Source organism: uncultured Eudoraea sp., from assembly GCF_947490415.1.
Classification (GTDB): domain Bacteria; phylum Bacteroidota; class Bacteroidia; order Flavobacteriales; family Flavobacteriaceae; genus Eudoraea.
In genome coordinates this window covers 83,334-99,870 of record NZ_CANLGX010000003.1, presented here as the reverse complement: position 1 = coordinate 99,870, position 16,537 = coordinate 83,334, and the positions used below count along the sequence as shown (strand labels likewise).

At 34.9% G+C, this 16,537-nt stretch carries 15 protein-coding genes and 1 pseudogene; 9 read left to right on the top strand and 7 right to left on the bottom strand.

The window, feature by feature from the left end:
- Positions 1-9 precede the first annotated feature (9 nt).
- The 5 genes from Q0874_RS08715 (at position 10) to Q0874_RS08695 (ending at position 2,525) form a co-directional block, all read left to right on the top strand.
- Entirely contained in the window at positions 10-915 is a 906-nt protein-coding gene (locus tag Q0874_RS08715; RefSeq protein ID WP_299161968.1) for a hypothetical protein, read from the top strand.
- A 146-nt stretch (positions 916-1,061) separates the two neighbouring features.
- A complete protein-coding gene (locus Q0874_RS08710; protein ID WP_299161966.1) occupies positions 1,062-1,223 on the top strand; it encodes a hypothetical protein in 162 nt (53 codons plus the stop codon).
- Between the two features lie 10 nt (positions 1,224-1,233).
- The gene (locus tag Q0874_RS08705) at positions 1,234-1,398 is read left to right on the top strand and encodes a hypothetical protein (protein WP_299161963.1); all 165 of its coding nucleotides are present in this window, start codon (positions 1,234-1,236) and stop codon (positions 1,396-1,398) included.
- 1 nt (position 1,399) lies between these two features.
- Complete coding sequence (locus Q0874_RS08700) at positions 1,400-1,903, top strand: hypothetical protein (RefSeq protein ID WP_299161960.1); 504 nt, start codon at positions 1,400-1,402, stop codon at positions 1,901-1,903.
- A 163-nt stretch (positions 1,904-2,066) separates the two neighbouring features.
- Positions 2,067-2,525 (top strand): hypothetical protein, encoded by a 459-nt coding sequence (locus Q0874_RS08695; protein WP_299161958.1) that lies wholly within the window; start codon positions 2,067-2,069, stop codon positions 2,523-2,525.
- Here Q0874_RS08695 and Q0874_RS08690 read toward each other — a convergent pair.
- Positions 2,522-3,175, bottom strand: coding sequence for a recombinase family protein (locus tag Q0874_RS08690; RefSeq protein WP_299161956.1), 654 nt, complete (start codon positions 3,173-3,175; stop codon positions 2,522-2,524). The two genes, Q0874_RS08695 and Q0874_RS08690, sit on opposite strands and share 4 nt — an antisense overlap.
- Positions 3,176-3,594: 419 nt before the next feature.
- A complete protein-coding gene (locus Q0874_RS08685) occupies positions 3,595-6,003 on the bottom strand; it encodes a thrombospondin type 3 repeat-containing protein (RefSeq protein WP_299161954.1) in 2,409 nt (802 codons plus the stop codon).
- 306 nt (positions 6,004-6,309) lie between these two features.
- Here Q0874_RS08685 and Q0874_RS08680 point away from each other — a divergent pair, with 306 nt between their 5' ends.
- Both Q0874_RS08680 and Q0874_RS08675 read left to right on the top strand, forming a co-directional pair.
- A complete protein-coding gene (locus tag Q0874_RS08680) occupies positions 6,310-7,101 on the top strand; it encodes a DUF6090 family protein (protein ID WP_299161952.1) in 792 nt (263 codons plus the stop codon).
- Positions 7,102-7,182: 81 nt separating this feature from the next.
- Positions 7,183-7,419, top strand: coding sequence for a hypothetical protein (locus Q0874_RS08675; protein ID WP_299161950.1), 237 nt, complete (start codon positions 7,183-7,185; stop codon positions 7,417-7,419).
- Positions 7,420-7,749: 330 nt separating this feature from the next.
- On the opposite strand, the gene Q0874_RS08670 is transcribed toward Q0874_RS08675, so the two are convergent.
- Together Q0874_RS08670 and Q0874_RS08665 are read right to left on the bottom strand one after the other, a co-directional pair.
- Positions 7,750-8,682 carry a hypothetical protein gene (locus Q0874_RS08670; RefSeq protein ID WP_299161948.1) on the bottom strand — a complete coding sequence of 311 codons (933 nt, stop codon included), beginning with the start codon at positions 8,680-8,682 and terminating at the stop codon, positions 7,750-7,752.
- Positions 8,683-8,707: 25 nt separating this feature from the next.
- On the bottom strand, positions 8,708-10,249 hold the full coding sequence (locus Q0874_RS08665) for a thrombospondin type 3 repeat-containing protein (RefSeq protein ID WP_299161947.1): 1,542 nt from the start codon (positions 10,247-10,249) through the stop codon (positions 8,708-8,710).
- 300 nt (positions 10,250-10,549) lie between these two features.
- Here Q0874_RS08665 and Q0874_RS08660 point away from each other — a divergent pair, with 300 nt between their 5' ends.
- Positions 10,550-10,786, top strand: coding sequence for a hypothetical protein (locus Q0874_RS08660; RefSeq protein WP_299161945.1), 237 nt, complete (start codon positions 10,550-10,552; stop codon positions 10,784-10,786).
- A 133-nt stretch (positions 10,787-10,919) separates the two neighbouring features.
- On the top strand, positions 10,920-11,180 hold the full coding sequence (locus Q0874_RS08655) for a hypothetical protein (protein WP_299161943.1): 261 nt from the start codon (positions 10,920-10,922) through the stop codon (positions 11,178-11,180).
- Between the two features lie 104 nt (positions 11,181-11,284).
- On the opposite strand, the gene Q0874_RS08650 is transcribed toward Q0874_RS08655, so the two are convergent.
- The 3 genes and pseudogenes from Q0874_RS08650 to Q0874_RS08640 form a co-directional block, all read right to left on the bottom strand.
- The gene (locus tag Q0874_RS08650; protein WP_299161941.1) at positions 11,285-12,982 is read right to left on the bottom strand and encodes a recombinase family protein; all 1,698 of its coding nucleotides are present in this window, start codon (positions 12,980-12,982) and stop codon (positions 11,285-11,287) included.
- A gap of 196 nt (positions 12,983-13,178) precedes the next feature.
- Positions 13,179-14,018, bottom strand: a pseudogene (locus Q0874_RS08645) (YifB family Mg chelatase-like AAA ATPase); the annotation flags it as partial.
- A gap of 111 nt (positions 14,019-14,129) precedes the next feature.
- Entirely contained in the window at positions 14,130-16,529 is a 2,400-nt protein-coding gene (locus Q0874_RS08640; protein WP_299161939.1) for a penicillin acylase family protein, read from the bottom strand.
- Positions 16,530-16,537: the final 8 nt, after the last annotated feature.

Sequence of the window (16,537 nt, the reverse complement as noted above, 5' to 3'; positions counted from 1 at the left end):
TAAAAGCCTATGAATACTAGAGTATTGCTGACAAATTACGAATATCACTACCTATTTAATATAGGTGGCGATGCTTTAGTAGCATTCTTTGCTACACTTCGTTCTTGCAAAAAAGACATAGTTTTTAAGAAAGTAGGCAGAAAAGGTTCTGTTTCTACGATAAGGCATTATACAGGATTATCCAGGACTACAATTAACAAGCATTTACCGGCACTTAAAAAATTAGGTATGGTAGTGGTTCAAAGTAATGGAAACATAGCAGTAAGGTCGAGGAAATGGACTAAAAAGAATCTGCCAAGATTAAAGAATTACAAATTTATTCCTATAAAAATACACAAGAAATTTACGGACACTAAGTGGTCTATTAATTATGTAAGAATACATACCAATATTAATAAACAACATAATGCGATTGAAAAGAAAGCTGAACGGATTGAACAACTAAAGCATCTCCAAAAAGGAACTATCAGAAGCTACAAGGAGTTAAAAAGAGCAAAACAACTTGCCAGACAACATAGCCTTGAAGGACTAAAGAAAAACCACCGTTTAACTAGCACTCTTTCTAATGCAAGATTTGCCAAATTAAGGCATCCAGAACTATCACGAACTTCAGGTCAGTATGGTAAACACAAGCTAATGAAGCTAGGCTATATTGGTCAGAATAGGAAGTTTGAAATCCTGGATAGCAATAACAGCAAAGCACATTGGCATTACTGGCATGATATACAAGGCATAAAAAACTGCTTTATATCAAAAGGCGGCATATACAGAGAAGTATCACCAGACATATTCTTGCTTGGCGAAACTCTTTTGGGGAGTTCGCCTGCGCATACACTCACACCTTCACAAACACATACAACTATACCAAAGGATAGTATAGATGCTTATGTTGATAGTAAAAAAAAGCAAGTTTGAAATGATAAAATAAATATAACAAATATTACAGGTAACTGAAAGTCAGTAGATGTAGTTTATAAGAAGTTAGACTAAAGAGTTTAATCATTACTTATTATACTATATATCAACATATTATATTACTTATATTAACTAATTAATTTAACATGATAAAAGAAAAGAATTATGGCTACATACGTTTAAGCAGACGTGATGAAAAAGCCTTAGAATTACTTAAAAAAGCTTATGAAAATGAAAGAATTAGACAAGAACAAAAGAAAAGGATGGAACTGATTAAAACCATTAAAGAATTTTTAGAAAAACATTAATAACAGCGATATGGAGCAAATACATACTACAAGAGAAGATCGAGGCTATATACGCCTCAATGAATATGAGAAATCTATCTTGAGGTTCATGGCAGCTAAGAATGGAATGTCTATGAGTCAATATCTCAGAACACTATTTATTAGAGAATATAACAATAACGAAAAACTAAAGTAAGATGGAAAAGTACATAGTAAATTTTGATCGTAAGGGCTATTTAAATGCTTGTGATAAATTGAAAGCACAGGTAAGCGATCTGAATAAATTGGAAAAAGTTAAGAACAGGCTATCCATAGGCTTAAAAATAAAGATAAATAGCCTGGATAAACTGGAAAAGCACCTAAAGCAAAAAACTGGGTTTGCCAACCTTCTATTAGCAGCTGATGCACTTGGTGTAAAAGAGGAATATGAGCAATATATATCATTAAACAGCATAATGTCTTTTGATAAAAAGCTAGTTGTAAAAGAGGATGGCAAATATGTGTTGAAAGAAGCTCATTTAGAGGATTTAAAGGCAAGTTACACAACCTATATACCGAAAGAACTTAAAGAGGAATACGATGCTTTATATAGCCTTGTAGGGCTTATAAATGGCTTAGAAACAAATAAGCGTAATGCATTGGTTAGAAACTCTTATGGCGAGTATTACATTAACAAACACCTATTCATAAGCAATCCATGAAATTCAGAGAAGCAATACTAAAAAGGTTTAATCGTGCCAAAATTAAGACTGTAGGAAATGAGAGTTTCATTTTCATTCCATATCCAATTAATATGTGGTATGGCTATGGAGAAAATAAAAAGAAGTTTAAGCGTAAAAGACAATTCAATAACTATAAAATGTAATGACTAGGAAACGACAATATGAAGAGGAAAAGCAAACCAAATTTGCGCAGGAACATTTAAATCTGAAGAATTGTTATTTAACAGATGTAGACCGTATAGTTTTCAATAATACTGAGAATGAATTTTATATGCAATACACTTACAACACAACAAATAAACCAATGATAAGCAAGTTTATAGAAGTTAAATATGATGCTACATCTTACTTTCAGAAGATGGTTAAAAAGGAGATACCGCCAAGCTCTCAGATACAAGCGTATTTATCTATGGTTGATGAGATCAACTATGCCAGGAACATGACAGAAAATGAAATGGTAGTATTCTGGCTTGTTTTACAAACAGAAGGCAACTATCCTTTTCATGTATTTGAGGTTATTCACGACAATGGTAAAGTAGAATTTGATTATCTAGGTACAGTCAATGATAATGTACAGTATAAGACGTTATTTGAGCCTTAACAAGCCTCTAATAATCTACTTACTTGTTTAGCATGAAAAGCCTTATTTCTTGAGGTTTTAAAGCCATTAGCATTAAGTTCCTCTGCCATATAGCTTAGTGTATGTCCTTCGCCTTTTAGAAGCCTTAGAAAGGCTTTAGCACGCTTATTATTGGGGTTTAGTTGCGCCTTTAATACACTTGCCTTTGCCCCTTTTATGCGTGCTTCTTTTGTTAAATTTTCAGGCTTTCCTAACTTCACTCCTTTCTTCTTTAATTCAGTTAATGCAGCCTTAGTCCTTTCACTTATAATCTTAGCTTCATGTTGTGCCAATGCCGCAAAGATGTGAATGGTTAATTCATTTGCCTCTGGCAAATCCAATGCCTTAAACTTTACGCCACTATCCATTAAGGATGAAACAAAGGATACGTTTCTAGCAAGCCTATCCAACTTCGCAATTAGTAGTGTTGCTCCTGTATCCTTACACATATTTATAGCCTTCTGCATTTCAGGTCTGAATCTTTTCTTTGTTCCTGTCTCCTTCTCTTCAAATGAATCAAGTACAATTCGTCCAGGTTTGGATACAAAAGAATTTACAATACTCTTTTGAGCATCTAAACCAAGACTTTGCTTTTTGGTACTTACACGATAATATGCTACAAATTTTTCCATGATACTTTCATTTAAAACAAAGATACAAAATTATTTGACATAACTTAAACGGACGTTCATGTTTTGTTATTTATTTCAAATAATCAAATATTCTGCATATCCTTTATTTTAAGTGGTTAAGAGAGTTTTTATAATTTTTTGCAATGTTTGTCATTACTAATGATATATCGTGTCTTAGAGGGGCTTAAAATGCTTCATTATTACACCAATTAAAAGTATTATTCCATCAAATAAAGTATAGGAACGTGATTTGAATATGCGTATTCTGAGTTAGCCACACTGTAGAAATCTAGCAAAAGCATTTAAACTAAACATACCTCATCTAAATAACTACTCCTTCAATTATTGAGATATAAAGGAGATATAAAAAACTCCCCAAAATCTGAGGAGTCTTTTTGAAATTTGTAATGAAAGATTAGTTAATACCCACAATCTTCAGAATAAATTGCCGTAGCATCTTTATTCCAACCACCTTGAGAGTTGGCATAATCTACATTATCAACTTGAATACAGCTTAGCAACGGGGTGTTCCAAACATTCACTTCGATTAGTATTGTATTATTACCATTTTTTAAATTTAAACTTGTTAGTTGATTACCAGTACAATCTAAATTTTCTAAAGCGACATTATTACTCAAGTCTAGACTAGTAAGATTATTGTCATCTAAGCCAAGAAAATCCAAAGCAATATTATTACTTAGATCTAAACTAGTAAGATAGTTTTCTCGGCAATACAACTCCTCCAAAGCAGTATTATTACTGACATCTAAATTGGTAAGTTGATTATAACCCAAATATAATCTTCTTAGTGCAGTATTTTGACTTACATCTAAACTAGATAGATTATTCCTATTAAGATTTAAGTATTCCAAAGAAATTGAACCGCTAACATCTAGTTCGGTCATTGAATTTGAAACACAATTTAAGGTTTTTAATGCTTTATTTTGACTTACATCTAAACTACTTATCTTGCTATCTTGACAATCCAACTCTTCTAATTTTTCAAAGTCTTCAATACCTATTAAACTTCTTAAGTTTCTATTTCTAATTCTCAAAGTTGTTACATTAATGATATTTGCGGTTAATACAGTATTATCTAAAACATCATCATATCCAAGCTCAATTAATCTCCGTTCAAATTCAATGTCGGGAATATAGGTTTGACTGGTTAATGAACATCCATTGGAATCAACTCCTTCGCCATCTGGCGTATTTGGACATTTATCTAGATCATCATTAAAACCATCTCCATCTGAATCCTTCTGGCTATCAGAACAGCCATTGACATCTACGGTTTCACCCGAAGGAGTGTCGGGACATACATCTATGTCATCCGTTACACCATCGCTGTCCGTGTCGATTTGACTATCGGAACAACCATTAACATATACCGCTTCACCTGTAGGAGTATCGGGGCATTCATCTAACTCATCGTTAATCCCGTCTCCATCGCTATCAGAGCAACCTTGAGAATCAACCGTTGCCCCTGAGGGCGTATTAGGACATTGGTCAACATCATCATTGATCCCATCACCATCAGAATCCTTCTGACTGTCTGAACATCCTTTTACATCTACAGATTCACCATCAGGCGTATCAGAACATTCGTCTGCACTATCAAATACTCCATCTTCGTCTGTATCTGTTTGAGATGCGGAACATCCTTGACTATTAACACTCTCCTCATTAGGTGTATTAGGACACTCGTCAAGGTCGTCACTTACTCCATCGGAATCACTATCTTTTTGACTGTCTGAACAACCTTCAGCATCTGCTGTTTCTCCATCGGGGGTTGCTGGACATTGGTCTTTATCGTCTGTTACGCTATCCCCATCTGTATCGTTCTGGTAGAATGAACAACCGATTGAGTTTACACCTTGACCGTCTGGTGTGTCAGGACACTGATCCAAAAGGTTATTTACCCCATCGCCATCATCATCCTTTTGACTCTCAGAGCATCCTTGTTCATCTATAGTTTCTCCTTCGGGTGTATCAGGGCATTGATCCAGATCATCCGTAAGCGTATCTCCATCGGTATCTACTTGTGTATCTGAACAACCTTCTGCATCTACTGTTTCCCCTTCAGGGGTATTCTGACATCTATCTAAATCGTCTGTAATGCCATCATTATCGGTATCCTTCTGGCTTGGAGAACAACCAAACTCATCAGCTGTTTCTCCCACAGGTGTATCAGGACATTCGTCTATATTATCAGGAATGGTATCTTCATCTGAATCGCTTTGAGAAGCTGAACAACCGAACTCATCTACCTCTTCTCCTTCTGGTGTTTCAGCGCAAAGATCAATAGCATCATTTACACCATCTGCATCAGAATCCTTCTGACTATCCGAACATCCATCATCTCCTACAGTTTCTCCTTCAGGAGTTTCCAAGCAAAGGTCTGAAGCATCATCCACCCCATCGCCATCACTATCATTCTGAATAGTAGAACAACCACTTTCATCTACATCTTGACCTGGTGTAGTATTAGGACATTGGTCTAAAGCATCAGTAACACCATCATTATCGGCATCAGGCATCTCAAATACGGCAATGACCTCCTTATCCGAGTTCATATTCATTTTTAATGGGTTGGTAGTTCCAGTTACACTACCGCTCCAATTCTTAAAAGTATATCCACTTGATGCTTTCGCAGTTATAGACACCTCTTCTCCTGAAACATAAGAGGCACTAGATGGACTTACACTTCCTCCTTCAGCAGGACTTGAAGAAGTTGTTAATTCATATATTTTAATGTCCTCTTTAGAACAAGAATCAATTAGGATAAATAAAAGAGAGATAAATACTATATGTAATATTTTTTTCATTTCGAATAATTGAGATCAAACTACAATCATCGCTTAGTAAGTATAGGAGATATGGAGAAAAAACAGTTGCGGGAATCCCCAAAAAACTTAATACAATGATTTCCTTGGGGAACTCTTAATAATACGCTAACAATAGTAGGTAGTATGAGTTTATGGTACAATGATAAGTATCATGTTTTGGATAAATGGTGTTTTTATTATGTGATTCTGTGTAATTAACCTAAAGAATTATAGCATCGGAACAGGTCTATCTGCCATATTCAATAATTCCTTATCTTAGGAAGAACAACCAACTACTTCCTTCCCATGATCAACTTCTTTAGACGCATACGCAAAAAACTGGCTGATGATAACAAGCCTCTAAAATACATGAGGTATGCTATTGGGGAGATACTTTTGGTGGTGGTTGGGATATTGATTGCGTTGAGTATTAATAATTGGAATGAGGATAAGAAGGTCATGAAGTATGAACTAAAAATTCTTCAAGAACTGTACTCAACTATTATAAATGATATTGAATTTCAAAAGATACAAATTGAAGAAAATGAATCTGCCATCGCCTCGGCTGAAATAATCATTAAAAGTTTTAATGAAAGTTTTTCCTATTCAGATTCTTTAAATTTTCATTTTAAAAATCTTCTTAACAGAAGAATTAGTTTAGTTGCGGATAATGCCTATCAGAATGCGAAGCAGTATGGATTGGATTTCATGGAAAATGATTCACTAAAACAAGAACTTATATGGACCTATGAAAGAAATGCTAAAATACTGGATGATATAAACGAAAGAGATAATCTCTATGAGAATAACGTAGCAATACCCATATTCACAGAACTCTTTGACAGGGTTGATTTCTCTGATGATTTAAGCAGGTTTGAAATTATTAGAAGTATATCGCTGTCAGGTATCGCACAAGAATCATCATATAAAAAAATGTTTCCGTTAGATTATAAAGCATTGAAGAAGAATAACAAATTTAAGAGCATAGTAAAATCAACAATTTCGAGAAGAGAAAAATTAATTATGTATCAAGAAATTAGGCTTATGAGAATGAATAGATTAATAAAACTTTTGGAATTGGAGATTGCTTCAAGATAAACGGGAAACTGAACCAAAAATTTTTCAATACTCTTTCTTTTCCTACAATATAGTTACACTCAACATAATTAATTTAGTTCTATGACCCTCTACGAATACAAAATGCTTTCTGAAGATGAGCAGTACGATACTGTGTTTTCCAAAGGCAAGTTCCTGGATATTGTTATAGAAGGCACTACAAAATATGTCCTCTATGCCTTAGAAATGTTCTTTGTTGAGGTAATCTGGGACAATGAAAAGGATGAAATAATAGGCATAGGACAGTTTAAGGAAGGAGATAGCCTTGATAAGTATTCTAATGTTCCTAAGGAGATATGAGGATTAAATGAAACATCTTTCGTGTGTGAAAAACTAACCTCGATTTAATTTATAGAATATTTCACAGCACTTCCCACAGATGATGATAGTACCAAACGGTTAGGTTGTTTAATGAGTTCACGAACTCACTATCCTATCTAATTGTAATGGATTGTTCTTCTGAATGTATATGAGTTTATAGATTTGGGTTTGAAACCAAAAAATCTAGTAAGAAAAAAGTCATCCTCGATTTGAAAACCCCCATTTATGAAGGTTTGAGTTATTTAGATGTTGGCTATACAAGAAACTTAATCAAGTTTGTAGAAATGGTATATTCTGGTATTAAAAGTATTAATTGTTTCTACTTTTCCTTTGATATCCTTTTCCCGAAAAATTTGACTGATTAGGGATTAAACCATTATAATAAAAACTAATCTGGTTATTAAGAGAATCAACACCTACAAATTTTATTATAAATTTATCCCCGTATTTAGAGATGTCAAATTGTCCTTCCTTAATTTGGATCATTCCGTCTATACTTCCATCCCCATCATTATCCTCAACGTTTTCCCTAAAGATTTGATAATCTCCATAATTGCTAGATTTATTTGAATATGTATATGGTTGAATACAGGTAGAACTTTCATAATCATAAAATTCATTATCCCAAATAAGTTGAAATTCTCCTTCCTCAATATCATTAGGGCTGGGGGTGAAAATATCAAAATATAATTCCAACCCTTCACCTTGAAGTTCCCCAGAATTATCTAAATAACCATCAGGTCCATAAAACATTAATTCAGTCCCGTATCCCTCATAAGTTATACAATCATCATTTGCTGAACCAATACCACCCCAAGTGTAGAAATAACCATTAGATATTTCATATTCAGAGTTTCCAACTTTCAGAACCATATCATTATCAGCAGTTATTTCATAAGAAGTTCTTGAAAATGAACCCAAATTATTTGATGCAGTATACGTGATTTCAATGACATTCATATCATCAAATAAATCATCATCTTGATTTTCATCAATACCTTCAGTTTCTTCATTCGATTCTGTTGAATTGGATGTAGATGAAACCGCAATTGTTCTATTTTCTTGTGTCCCTTTAGAACTGGATCTGGTTTGTACAAAATCTGACATTTGAACCGTAAAGGAAGGTGACCAATCACTGAATGATTCTTGAGCTGGAGTTTCATCATTTTCTTCATCTTTTGAACAGGATGATAAAATAAAAACGAGAATTAAAATTTGAGATATTAATTTGATTTCTCTCATTTGATATATCAGTTAAAATTTTGGATTAATTATTACTTGAATTATAGATGTTTTGAATTTCTTGAACGGTTAGTTTACGATTCCAAATACCAATATCATCAATTTTTCCTTTTGAAAAGTTCTTTCCCTCTCTATCTGCTCCTATTTTTAGGTCATAATCAGTAATCATATTTTCGGTTATACCACTACAGTCATCATTAACTATAATACTACCATTTTTATAAACCTTTAAATTTCCTATTAACCTATCAAACACAAATACATAATGAGACCATTGAGAATGACTTAAGGCATCCAAATTAAAGTCAAAACATCCGTTCATAGTCTCATAAGCCAATTCATTTTTAGTTCGGGTTATCTGCCAACCAAAATATGGTTGACTGTTAATTAAAGCGTGTCTTGATATGATACCTCCGAAATCCATGGGCATATCTGAATCAGAATTATAGTAGAAACTAACAGAGAAACTTTGATTAGCTTGAAAATTAAGAACAGTTGGATTTGTAACATTTATATAATCATCTACACCATCAAAGTAATAAGAAGAATTATTATTTCCCTTTCTATCTGTGGATAATACTGGACCATTTATAATACCATTATTATTATTTCCGGTTCCATCATTTGAATTTCCATTAAATGGATACCAAGCAACAATACCATCCGTTGGAAGATAGGTGGGTATCTGTGAAGAAGAACAACCCTCAAAATCAACTGTTTCACCACTAGGAGTGTTGGGACAGGTATCTACATCATCAGTTACACCATCTCCATCTGTATCTTTTTGAGAATCAGAACATCCGTTGGTATCAACAGTTTCTCCAGAAGGAGTATTTGGACAGGTATCTACTTCTTCACTTACTCCATCTCCATCAGTATCCTTTTGAGAATCAGAACATCCGTTGGTATCCACTGTTTCTCCTGATGGAGTATCAGAACACGTATCCAAATCATCAGTAACACCATCATTATCAGAATCCTTCTGAGAATCTGAACAACCGTTGGTATCCACTGTTTCTCCTGATAGAGTATCAGAACACGTATCTACATCATTAGTTATACCATCTCCATCTGTATCTTTTTGTGAATCTGAACAACCATCAGTATCAACTGATTCACCACTTGGAGTATTTGGACAAGTATCTAAATCATTCGTAACTCCATCGGAATCACCATCAGTTTGAGAATCTGAACAACCTTTGGTATCAACGGTTTCTCCGTTTGGGGTGTCTGGACATTCGTCTATATCATCAGTTACTCCATCACCATCAGAGTCTGTTTTTTCAAAATTGACAGTAATATTTTTATCGGAATTCATTGTAACAGATATTGTTTTTTCAACACCATTTACATCCCCACTCCAATTTTTTAAAACATAGTTTTCGGATGGTGTTGAAGTAAGGGTAAAAGTCTCTCCGGAATCAAAAGTTCCCGAAGAAGGAGAAACAGTACCACCTTCGGAAGGGGAAATAGTTGTGTTAAGATTATAACGTTTTATCGGGTCATCTTCTGAACAACTACTAATTACTAACAGTAAGATGAATAATCTGATTATTGTATTCCTCATGATAAGTTTAATATTTCTTTCAAACCTATCGTTAGAATATCGAAATACAAATAATTAGTTGTGAAACACCAATATTGTGTATATCAACTAGGATATAATGTCTTTTGAACCCATGATATAGAACCTAAATAAAGGTTCATACTATTGAAAACAAAATATATCCAAATAGTAAATTAATTCATTACTATTTTACTCGCATCAATTTAATTCAAAGAGTATTTTACAGCACTTCCCACTGATGCGATGTAAATAATATTAATCCTGCATTTTAGTTGCACTCAACATAATTAATTTAGTACCATGACACTTTACGAATACAAAATACTATCAGAAGATAATCAATGGGATACCGTATTCTCAAAAGGCAAGTTCCTGGATATTGTCATAGAAGGTAATTCTAAGTTTGTGCTTTATGCAATAGACAAGTTCTTCGTTGAGGTTATTTGGGATATAGAAAAGGATGAGATTATAGGTATAGGACAGTTCAAAGAAGGAGAAAGTTTAGATAGATACAGTAATGTACCGAATGAGATTTGAACATAAAAGGGTGGTAAAATTTTATTAAATAGGTTACTAATCAATAACTGACCTGCTAAATATTATATGACTAATATCATACATCTTCTAATATTCTGCCATTACATTTAACCAATAAACTAAATAATAAATCATGGGATTTTGGGGAGATAATAAGGGCGAACAACTTGTTAAAAAATTAGCAACCTTTAAAATTTACACATCTGACCTTGCCTTTAAAGGTGAGATATTGGAAAGTCGTTTTGTTCTTATGGCTGGAATAAATATGTATGACGCTTCAAATATGTTGATTGATGAATGCAAAAAAGAAGGTTTTGATGCAATAATCGGTGCTGGAATCGCTGGCGGAACGGGAATGTATCTTTATGGTACTGCCGTTAAATTAAAGAAATAGCTTTTACACAATAGCATTGAAACATCTAATTTAAGGCTATTTAGATGCGTTTTAAGCTACGATCTCTTTTCTAAGGTTAGGTATTATTTAAGTTATAAAAGCTCTTAAATCGTCTTTTTTTGCTTCTTTTTGAAGAAATATTCGGAATGATCACCTTCAGATGCATCAATTAAACTCAAATGTATATCACCATCTTGAATCAAAGTTGGCATAATATGGTTATTCTCTTTTCCACCAGGTAATTCGCTTGCATCCAATAAAATACTATATCGTTCTTTGTAATTCTTGGAGATAAATTTTATTTGGGGTTGCATTCCTTTTAATACAAAGTTTATAGGAAGACAATAAAACCCATCTTCATAAACAACCATTATTGAACTTATATACTTATCTATAAAGGCTTTCTTCTCATTGAATTTAGTGGTATCTATTGCTTTATCAAGGTCAGCTTCAGTTTCAATCTTAATAGTATCTAAATTATTATTAATACTAAGTTTTTCATCTATATCATAAATTTTACTCTTTAATCTTTTCTTTTCTGAGTCTATTTTGCTTCGCTGAACTGCTAATTCGGTTTCAGTAATCTCATCATCCATTCGTAATTCAATGGCTCTATTCAGACGTTTATCCAGCTTTGATGATTCCTTCTGAAATTCTTTACGTTTTGCTTTAAGACTGTCTAATTCTGACTTATCTGATTGTTTTTCAATGTATTTAATGAATAGCTTTCTAAATTCACCATCGGCAAACAAGTCATTCCATACAATTCTTTCAATAAATGGTCTATTTATAGCACGGTTACCGCACTTTTCGTGTTTAGTTCTTTTACTGCTACATTGGTAAAAATTATCTCTTTTGGCTACACGACCATGATAGTTTCTTCCACACCTACCACATCTTAATATACCCCGAAGTAGGTAGTCATATTTCTTGGCATTGCCATGCTGTGTATTTCGATTCTCCTTCAAATGGTCATTTACTTTCTGCCAATAGGATGGCTCAAATATGTTGGGAACGTCATAAAGCTCTCCCATGTACTTGCGCTCTCCTTTATAGACCGTATTTTGAATAATGCCTCTAACGGTTTTATCGCTCCACTTGATATTTTTCCTATCTCTTATTGTTTTGGTTTTATTAACTGGATGGTGAACTAGATTACTGTCTTTACCGCCTTTACTGGCTATTTTATTATAGCGAGTGGGTATATTATCGTCATTAAGTATTTCCGCTATTTTTCGAGTTCCTTTACCTTCCAGGCTTAAAGCATAGATACGTTTTATTATTACTGCTTCCTCATCATCAATAACCATTATTCCATTTTCATCCTTAGTATAACCGTAGGGATAAGTGCCTGCTCTCTTTCCTTCTGCTGCATTGCGTTTCAGAACAGCTTTTATCTTCTTTGAGGTAGTTCTTCTATATAAGGCATTCATTTGACTCATCATGCCTCTCATAAAATAGACTGTGGGGTCGTTTAAGTCTATTAATTTGCCATTTTCATATAATTCTATATTATTTTCAACAATTAAATTGGCAAGAGTGAACCATGTAATTTCTTCTCTTTCCGTTCTGTCTTGATTCCAAACATAAACCGCTGTAATCTTACCGTCTTGTATCTCGTTTATCATCCTTTCAAATGCTGGACGTTTGGAAATGTCTCCACCACCTGAAATACCTTTATCTATGTATATGTTGTAATTTAAGTTATTTGCAGTGGCAAACTCTATTCCCAAAAGCTCCTGTTCCTTTATAGATTTTTGATTTTCACGGTCTACAGAAATACGGCAGTATATGGCGAGCATAATGATGATAAAGGTTAATAATTATTTATAAGTGGGATATAAATTTCTTGACTATATATAGCTATAGTATTAATTTTGAACATGATACGATGTACGCTTGAATTTAAAACAAAAACACAAGTTTTCTGTTATATTAATATAACACTATTGAAAGCACTAAGATAATAAAAATTATTACCGACACAAAAAGGAATTTCACATCTGAAATAGTATGGTGCGGACTTCTGAACGGGCGCTGACACATCAATCCCATGTTCTTAATCTTCCCCACCACGCTATGAATTTTCGTGGTTTCCAAAGCTTCCTGTAACGTCATAGGAGGTAAAATGGAGGGTAATCGTTTCGCTAGCATGGTTTTTCCTGCACCCGGAGGTCCAATCAGAATAATATTGTGCCCCCCGGAGGCGGCGATTTCCATGCAACGTTTTATGCTTTCCTGTCCTTTCACATCCGAGAAATCGTATTCCGGAAAATCCAGGTTTTTATAAAACTCAGCCCTGATATCCACATGGGTTTGTTCCAGGGCTTCCCTTTTATCAAAATAAGCAATTACTTCCTCGATCTTATCAACCCCATATACCTCCAGACCCTCAACAATAGCCGCTTCACGGGAGTTTACTTTGGGAAGAATAAAGCCTTTAAAGCCTTCTTCCCTGGCTTTTAGGGCAATTGGCAGAGCGCCTTTTATGGGCTGAAGACTGCCATCCAGGGAGAGTTCTCCCATAATGATATATCGCTCTAATTCCTCTGCAAAAATTTGGCCCGAAGCCGAAAGGATACCAAGGGCAAGGGTGAGATCATAAGCGGAACCCTCTTTTCTCAAATCGGCAGGGGCCATATTGATGGTGATTTTTTTCCCGGGAATTTTATAGCCGTTATTGAGTAAGGCAGCTGCAATTCTGAAATTACTTTCCCGAATGGCATTGTCGGGCAGACCAACCAAATGATAGCCTATTCCCCCGTCCACATTTACTTCTACAGCAATGGTAGTTGCTTCTACTCCAAATACAGCACTACCATAGACTTTTGAAAGCATACTTTTATATCTATGCTATAATTTATTTTATAAAAAGAACATAGATAAAGACCTTTGCTGCATAAAGAGTGCGGACAAAGTATTATCTCATAAATAAAAAGTATGTATGGTTTAATTTTCTTTGGGTGATAACCGCAGTAAAGACTTCGAAGTAGTCATAATTTCTTCCTTATTCATCATCATTTTCCTGAATTCACCATTGATAAACATTTGTGCCTGATCTTTGTAATGGGGGCTAAATGGGTTCCCGGACTGACCGGTAGGTAAAATACTCATGCTATTCTCAATATCCGAAAAGTCAACAATACGTCTTGTAGATGGCCCTGTAGTTACTTTATTCTGACCATCTTCAGTGTATGGGAAAAACATATTATTGATCACCTCTCTGGTTCCATGTACAGGAAATGGGCCCACATTAAAAAAAGAACGGAACATTTCAACCTGACCTATTGGATGGCCATGTTCCAGGGTATGTACTTTGTCCCAGGACCATTGTGAACTCCTCTCCCCAAACTCCTCTTTTAATGATTTCAAGGCCATTACAAAGGAGGTTAGAACAATATCTTTCTTGCTTTCTATTGTCTCTTCCGTTCGGGTATTATCCCACCAAACTGATGTTTTTTTCCGGGCCATTGGAGCTATCAGCCGTTTATGAAAATGGGTCGTCAAAAATTGTTGAAAAAGGTCAGGACCTAATTCATCTTCAAATGTATTTTTAAGGAAAAAGTAAATCCATCTGTGAAATATAGTAGCTTCCACACTATTTAAGGGAGAATCACCATCCCAGGAGCTTAGTTTATCCAGAAGGTTAATATCCTCTTCGCTTAACTTCTTAACATTGACAAGTTTGGCAAGGTTTGTTATAATTTCGGGATTTACAGAAGAGGTGCCATCTATGATCATATCCATCATTGAATTTTTGTCCCAATCATCCTTCGCTTCTAATAATTGCACGATACGCTTTGCCCGGTTTTCAGGTAAATAGTACCCGGGGTATTGCATCCCGGCAATGGAATCTGGCTGGTTATTGGCTGAGTAGACATAGTTCCAGGGCGGATTAACGGCGGATGGATTCTCGCTAAAATCCAGAAAACGCAATGGTTCATAAGCACCGGAAGTTCCATCCATAATTAACTTGGTCTGAGCACTATCTGGCATCTGGTATAATTTTGCCGCTGCCCACCAGGCCACATTACCTTCTTTGTCCCCATACATAATGTTTAAGCCGGGAGCATGTATGTCTGGCAAAGCTTTTTGAAATTCCGCGATATTCTTAGCGTGGCTTAACCCATATAATGCATCCAGCACTCTATTTTCCAATTTAGTATAGATCCAGGAGATGCTAATAGGTTTATCACCTGAAATTTTATTGGATATGCTGTCCATTACGGGTCCGTGATACGTTTTCTTATAACTAAAGGTTACATCAGCGCTGTCTTTTATTTTAATGAGGTTAGAAACAATTTCATAATTCTCCCAACCCTCTTTGGTTTTATATTTTTTAGGGTCAGTAGGATGTGTTTCCTCATAATAAAAATCAACGTCATCATTTTCAAACATAGTAACCCCATATGCCAGATTTCTATCATGTCCGAGAACTGGAAAGGGTATCCCTGCCATGTAATAGCCATATTTTTCGTAGCCCGAAGCACTAACATGGGCTTCGTACCATACGGATGGTTGGGCAAACCCAATGTGTGGATCATTCGCCAGGATTACCTTTCCTGATTTTGTTTTTGCAGGGGCCATTACCCAACTGTTACTCCCCTCGAGCTGAGGAATTGGCAAATTAGTCAATGCTTTTGAGATGGAAGCAACCATTTGAGCCTCTTTAGAATTTTCAGGTGCAGACTTATAATTCCTAATCCATTCGGTATTTATATCCACATCAATTTCCAAATCTTTAAGGTATTCAGGGCCTAATTTATTTTTGATCTCGGTTAGTAATGGATCTGTTTTTTGGGCCATTGCAAAACTAAATGCCATATAGCCAATGGAATTATAAACATCCCTGAGGCTAAAAGGCTCCTTGACAATACCCGTCAGATAAAACTCAACCGGCGTAGGCCCATTTTCTATAAATTGGTTTATCCCATCCAAATACGCCTCGGTAAGCTGTATTGTCCTATTCGTAGGTTCCCGCTGTTCGATAGTTTTAGCAGAGGCCTCATCAATACCCAGGGAAAGAAAAAATTTATCCGTTGATAGTAATTTAGAACCAAAAACCTCTGATAACCCGCCTCTGGCCACCCTTCTCAACAATTCCATTTGCCAAAGTCTGTCCTGGGCATGCGCGTAGCCAAGGGTTCTGATTGCATCCTCTTCGTTTTCACCATAAATGTGGGGAATACCATAGGAATCATAGTATACAGATACTTCACCAGACAGATTTAATAGTTGTTTTTCACCTTCATAGTCGGGTTTCAGGGTTTGTATGAAGATGAATACGACAAGAAATATAATTCCCAGTAATGCCAGTAAAATAAGGAGGATTTTTTTTATTTTCTTCAAGGGTAAGT